Raw genomic sequence first — 5,948 nt, 5'->3', positions numbered from 1 at the left:
GTGGCGCTGCGCTGACCTCCGGCTAATCGCTGCGATCCCGTCGGGATCGGTGGGCGAGAGCGCGTTCGGCACCGGAGGTGGCGCTACGCTGACCTCCGCCTAATCGCTGTGATCCCGTCGGGACCGGTGGGCGCGGGAGCGTCCGGCACCGGAGGTGGCGCTGCGCTGACCTCCGGCTAATCGCTGTGATCCCGTTGGGATCGGTGGGGCGCGAGAGCGCGTCCGTCTCCGGAGGTGGCGCTGCGCTGACCTCCGGCTCATTGCTGTGATCCCTCCGGGATCGAACGAGAACTCGGGCGAGGCTGCGATTGCGGCCGCGATTGCTGGACCCCGGACGGGGTCCCAGCGCGTAGCCGGAGGTGAGCGCAGCGACACCTCCGGAAACCCCAACCCGCGCGACACGACCCCGGAGGGGTCGCAGCGAATCACGTCAGGTATTTCGGATCATACTGAACTCCCGCGCGATCGAGCATCTCAATCAACTCCTCTTGAAACGTTCGTCGCCGATGATGCTCACGCTGACGCGCGATATACCCCTTCACCTTCGACCGCTCGGTCACGCTGACCGAGAATACCGCGTAGCCTTCTTGCCACGCAAAATCTTTCATCCCGATCTCCGAGTGAACCCAAGCTGAAGACGCTTTCTTGAGTTCCCGCATCATATCGCTGATCGTTCGAGAGGGTTTGAATCCGACCAGCATATGCACATGGTCTTCGACCCCGCCGATCCCCTGGCACGCCAAATTTAATCCATTGAGCGTTCCTCCCAGGTAGTCGTGCAGACGCTTTTCCCAAGAGCGATGAATCCATTTCTTGCGGTACTTCGTGCTAAAGGTGACGTGAAGATGCAGGCTGTGGAACGTGGACATGGCCGCTCCTTTCATGGGTTATGGGTTGTTGGTGGGAATGCTGCGATCCCGTCGGGATCGGTGGGGCGCGTGGGCGCGTCCGGCACCGGAGGTGGCGCTGCGCTGACCTCCGGCTAATCGCTGTGATCCCTCCGGGATCGGTGGGGCGCGGGAGCGCGTCCGTCTCCGGAGCTGGCGCTGCGCTGACCTCCGGCTACTGGCTGCGATCCCGTCGGGATCGCTGGGCGCGAGAACGCGTTCGGCACCGGAGGTGGCGCTATGCTGACCTCCGGCTAAGCGCTGCGATCGCTGCGGATCGGTGGGGCACGGGAACGCGTCGGACAGCCGAGCGTTAGCTCAGCGCAAAGACGACAACCGTTACGGCATCCGGATCTGACAGGAGTTCGTCTCCTGCTGCCGCCCACTCGGTCGCCAACGCATCGTCGGGCAATTGAGCGACCACCACGGTGCCGGTCGGATCGGAAACCTCTCCGGCGGCTGAATTGGCATATCCGACCGACGACTCGGCGACACCGCCGGCGACCGTCCAATCATCGGCGAACGCCGTTTCACAGCGTTCTTCGAAGCGATCGGACTGAAGGCTGGACGCTTCGCTGCGCAATACCTCCAGTCTCGCCAACGCCTCGTCCAAGGCCGACAACGCGTCGTCGCGATCACCGGCCAACAGCTTTTCTTGAGCAAGCTTTAGCTTCGTCGTGGTCGCGTTGATCTCGGTTTGGATCATCGACATCACTTCGCGGCGGACCACGGCACAAAACGCTTCGCGGGCCGCTGCCTCATTCCCGACAGGTCGCAGTTCATGCCTGACGACTCGAATATGCCGGGGTGCTTTGATGGCAAGGGTGGCGCGCGAACGCGTCAGACGAACCACCTCGATCGAAACTCCCAATCCAAGAAAATCGATGCGGTCATTTTCACGACGAGAGAGCAACAACATGGATCACTCCATTCACGTTGACACCGCGAAAACGATCCTTTCGTCGCCGCAGTGGAGCAATGATGAAGCACTCATGCTTCGGTTTCCCCAAAACATAACGCAACGGTTAAAATGCGAAAACACCAGAATCTGAACCAGATTCGTCCGGCAGCGTAGAACCTAAGTCTTCTCTCGCATCCACCATCAATCGGCAGCCCCGGGGATCACGTGGAACAGAACGCACACCCCAACCGATCTGGGCAACTGATCAGGGTCCTGTTTTGGGGCGGCGTGATCGTTTCGATCAAGGTGTTTCTGGCGATTCTGTACCAATATCGGTGGTACTTTCCAGCCGATTTCGATGCGTCGCCGTTTCTCGCCGGACGCCGATTCAGCTTCGTCGGACTCTATCGCTGGGCATTCTATTTGCACCTGTTCGCCGGACCGGCCGCGTTGATGCTCGGCACGTTCTTGCTCTTCAGCGGCGGAAAGCCGCGTTGGCGGCGTGTCCATCGCACACTCGGCAAGACACAGTGCGCCCTGATCGGGTTGATGGTCGTCCCCAGCGGTTTGGTGATGTCGCTGCAAGCATACGCCGGACCGATCGCCCAACTCGGCTTCATCGTCCAGTCGATTTTGACCGGTGCGACGATTCTCGTTGCGGTGTCATTTGTCCGCGCCGGCAACCTCGCGGCCCACCGTCGCTGGGCAACTCGTTGTTACCTGTTGCTTTGGTCACCGCTGTTGCTGCGCGTCGTGGCGGGATTGATGATCGTTTCGAATCTGGAATCGGAATGGACGTACCGCTTGAACGCGTGGCTCAGCTGGCTCGTGCCGTTGGCGGTGTATGAATGGGTTTTGATTTCATCCCGGGCGGAGATGCGATCAAAAAATGCGGTCCTCCGCTTTCTCTTCGCAGACGCGAAAATTCCAACACCAGCCGAAAACAGGAGCACCGCATGAATCAACGAACAAAACCCTCCGGAATGACGCTGATCGAGTTGCTGGTCGTGATTGCGGTCATCGGCGTCTTGGTCGGGCTGATGTTGCCCACCGTGCGCACCTCGCGAGAAGCGGCGCGACGGATGAGCTGTTCCAACAACATCAAACAAGTCGGCCTGGCGTTTCACAACTATCACTCGGCCAACGAGCAACTTCCCATGCAGATGGGCGGTACTTTTGACCCGTGTTCCGATTCCGGAGGCACGTCCGCACCGGGCAACAACCGCTACCGCTTGAGCGCGCTGGTCGGGTTGCTGCCGTTCCTCGAACAGCAAACAACCTGGCAAGCGATTGCCGACGGAGAATCATCGTCTAACGACACCACGTACTCGCCGATGGGGCCGGCACCTTGGACGCGTGGATTCCATCCATGGCAAACGGAGTTCCCTGTCTTTCGTTGCCCTTCCGATCCAGGCCTCGGCTTGCCCGCGCACGGTCGCGCCAATCTGGCTGTCTGCTTGGGTGACGCGACCGCGGGCCTGAACACCGGTCCGATCCGATGGAGCCAAGACGCACAAGCCTGGGTCACCGATCGCAGCGATGAAGTGGCGGCGTCCGGTCGCGGGGCGTTCGTTCCCCGGCGAGCGACGCGATGGCGGGACATTCACGACGGGTTGAGCAACACGATCTTGGCTGGAGAAATCTCCACCGACCTGGAGGACGGTGACATTCGAACCTCTGGATCGTTGCTGAATGATTGGGCCATGATTCACGATGTCCCCAAACTTTGCGAAAACCAAATCGATCCCCAACGGCCGATGTTCTGGTCCCGCACGGATGACCACCCCAATCGCTTCGGTAGCGAGGACCAGAAACGCGGCTTTCGTTGGGCCGACGGAGCGGCGTTGTACACCGGGTTCAATACGATCCTGCCGCCGAACCGAGAGGTTTGTCTGGCCGGGGGTGATTCCGGCATCGGCATGCTGCCTCCATCAAGTCGTCATCAGGGCGGCGTGCACGTGTTGATGGCTGACGGAGCGGTGATCTTTATGACCGATTCGGTCGACAGCGGAGATCCGAACATCGGTACCGTCGTCCTAGGCGGAACCGGTCCGCGCGCCCCCGGCAGTCACAGCCCCTACGGATTGTGGGGTGCACTGGGAACACGAGCCCAAGGCGAAGTGATTGAGGAGCAGCTGAATCAGTAGGCTGCCCTTGTCAGATCGTCACGGACCGCTACCGGATCATTGATTCAGCCGATCGAGCAACCGCTGCAATTTCCAGTGCGTCATCGAAGTGGTGGAAACCACAATCCATTGACGGTCTCGAATCGTCGAAGCGATGATCGTCGAGTTCCCACCGAGCCGTTCCCACGTATCGGGGTCGATGCTGGTTTCAATCATGTCCATCAGGGATTCGAAATCGGGAGAGGTCTCACCGATCCCAGTTGATCGCGAAACGGAGTCCCAAGGGGCACGCGGTCTCATGCTGATCAACGGCGTCACATCATAGATCCTCGTCGCCAAGTCGTCTTCTGCGGCTTCGATCGTGGTGAGGATCACCTGACCGCGAACGATCATCAGTGTCAAATGCAAGTCTCTCACACGATTCAAGACATCGACGATCAAACTGGGACGCCCCTCCGTCACCGCGGCTTCATCCTGCTGCCACCATCTCGCCCGCTCCGCGTGTCGTCGCTGTGAACGCGCCCGCTCATGCGTCATCACTCCCGCGCCGATTGGAGAATCCGGATCGATTCCGATTTCCTCCAATGCCCTCTGATCCAGGAACACCGGAACCTGTTCACTGAGTTCCGCAGCCATCTGGCTCAGGGGCATACCGGGAACCCAATGAAACGGCGACGGCTTCATCAACGCAACGCTCAGCAACCGCTCCTGCTTCACACTCATCAGCGGATCACAAGGAAAGGAAACCACCGGCCCACCGGCTTTCGTCACCGCTGAACTCGAAATGTCATCACTCAGGCCCGGGCTGAGCCAATGACGAGAAACTGCTGTCGTTTGCGCCGACACCAGACCTGGCGACAGGAGGAGCAGAAACGACAAGGCGATGAATCTCATGAACGTGGTGCTCCTCTTGTGGGGTCCGCATCATGCTTGCCGATCAAGTCATCGGGAATCGCAAGCTGGAAGCTTACGTCACTGCACTTGGCATGCCGAATGCATCTTCACCGTCGGGCACGCAACGTTCAGACATCAACGTTTGATTTTGCGTCGCAGTCAATCATGCGACTGTAGCGTTTTGCTACAGCAGACCACTCAACGAGGTTGGAACATGCAAGCGATCATCGGAATTGTCAAAGACGCCGCCTTCTTTCGTAGGATCGTGTTTGCATCGACTGCGGCGTTGCTACTTTCCTGTGGCTGCGTTTCCGCGCAGGAGCCGAAGACCGCGCAGGATCCGAAGACCGTGGTCGACGTGGACAGTCCTATCACGGCGGTCACCGTCTTTCGACGTCAAGCCAACGTCGTGCGAGAAATCAATGTTGCACCGTCCACTGAAGGTCAAATGATCCGCGTCACGGGGTTACCGAAAACCATCCGCGATCAATCGGTTCGCTGGGAATCCGACGCCGAAATCACGGTCCGTTCGTTGCGTGTCACGCCGCATCAAATCCCGCCGGACGATGCAAGAAGACGACAGCGGGAAGAAGAACGAACGGCGCAAAACCAAGCCCTGCAAGACGCGGCACATGAAGTCGCGGTCATTGAACAAGACCTCGAAACGATTGAGGATCTGGTGACGTTTTCGTCCGCGCAGACCAACGACGATCTCAGGCAATCCGAACTGAAAGTCGACTCGGTCACGGCGATTGCGGATTTCGTCATGCAGCGCCGGCGAGCGCTCGCCAAAGAACTGCACGTAGCGAGACGGGAGTTACAGACGCTACAGAATCAAATGGAAGAGTCGATGCGTCAAAGTCAAAACGAAACCGATTCAAAACCCGCAGCGACCTTTGATGCGACGTTGATGGTCGACGCGCCGCGCGGCGGGTTGCTGCGGTTGAGCTATTGGGTGGACGAGGTTTCTTGGGAGCCGCAGTACACCATTCATGCAACGGTCCGCCAGCAAGGTGCCGATGAATTTGTCGTTCAACTGGACGGGACCGTCACGCAACACAGTGGCGAAGATTGGCGAGGCGTTCGGTTGGCATTCTGCACCGGTGTGCCCAACTTGCGAGCCGCCACACCGCTGCTGGT

At 59.4% G+C, this 5,948-nt stretch carries 6 protein-coding genes; 3 read left to right on the top strand and 3 right to left on the bottom strand.

Translation table 11 applies throughout. From position 1 onward, the window contains the following. Nucleotides 1–425: 425 nt before the first annotated feature. Nucleotides 426–869, bottom strand: coding sequence for an IS200/IS605 family transposase (gene tnpA, locus ABX749_RS18750; RefSeq protein ID WP_372897303.1), 444 nt, complete (start codon nt 867–869; stop codon nt 426–428). 331 nt (nt 870–1,200) lie between these two features. Then, on the bottom strand, nt 1,201–1,806 hold the full coding sequence (locus tag ABX749_RS18745) for a carbon storage regulator (RefSeq protein ID WP_372897302.1): 606 nt from the start codon (nt 1,804–1,806) through the stop codon (nt 1,201–1,203). 207 nt (nt 1,807–2,013) lie between these two features. On the opposite strand from ABX749_RS18745, the gene ABX749_RS18740 reads away from it, so the two are divergent. After that, nucleotides 2,014–2,748, top strand: coding sequence for a DUF2306 domain-containing protein (locus tag ABX749_RS18740; protein ID WP_372897301.1), 735 nt, complete (start codon nt 2,014–2,016; stop codon nt 2,746–2,748). Next, nucleotides 2,745–3,935 carry a DUF1559 domain-containing protein gene (locus ABX749_RS18735; protein ID WP_372897300.1) on the top strand — a complete coding sequence of 397 codons (1,191 nt, stop codon included), beginning with the start codon at nt 2,745–2,747 and terminating at the stop codon, nt 3,933–3,935. The genes ABX749_RS18740 and ABX749_RS18735 overlap by 4 nt, the downstream gene beginning before the upstream one ends. A 36-nt stretch (nt 3,936–3,971) precedes the next feature. Here the strand turns inward: ABX749_RS18735 and ABX749_RS18730 are convergent, their stop codons facing one another. Continuing rightward, entirely contained in the window at nt 3,972–4,637 is a 666-nt protein-coding gene (locus ABX749_RS18730; RefSeq protein ID WP_372897299.1) for a hypothetical protein, read from the bottom strand. Nucleotides 4,638–5,022: 385 nt separating this feature from the next. On the opposite strand from ABX749_RS18730, the gene ABX749_RS18725 reads away from it, so the two are divergent. Then, a partial coding sequence (locus tag ABX749_RS18725; RefSeq protein WP_372897298.1) for a DUF4139 domain-containing protein occupies nt 5,023–5,948 on the top strand: 926 nt, incomplete at its 3' end.

This window comes from Stieleria sp. (assembly GCF_041595215.1).
Classification (GTDB): domain Bacteria; phylum Planctomycetota; class Planctomycetia; order Pirellulales; family Pirellulaceae; genus Stieleria; species Stieleria magnilauensis.
This window is presented reverse-complemented; position numbering and strand designations above follow the sequence as displayed.

What these genes read in the sequence shown, in the direction of transcription:
- tnpA (WP_372897303.1), bottom strand. Translation starts at nt 869, where the DNA reads ATGTCCACGTTCCACAGCCTGCATCTTCACGTCACCTTTAGCACGAAG.
- ABX749_RS18745 (WP_372897302.1), bottom strand. Translation starts at nt 1,806, where the DNA reads ATGTTGTTGCTCTCTCGTCGTGAAAATGACCGCATCGATTTTCTTGGA.
- ABX749_RS18735 (WP_372897300.1), top strand. Translation starts at nt 2,745, where the DNA reads ATGAATCAACGAACAAAACCCTCCGGAATGACGCTGATCGAGTTGCTG.
- ABX749_RS18730 (WP_372897299.1), bottom strand. Translation starts at nt 4,637, where the DNA reads ATGAGTGTGAAGCAGGAGCGGTTGCTGAGCGTTGCGTTGATGAAGCCG.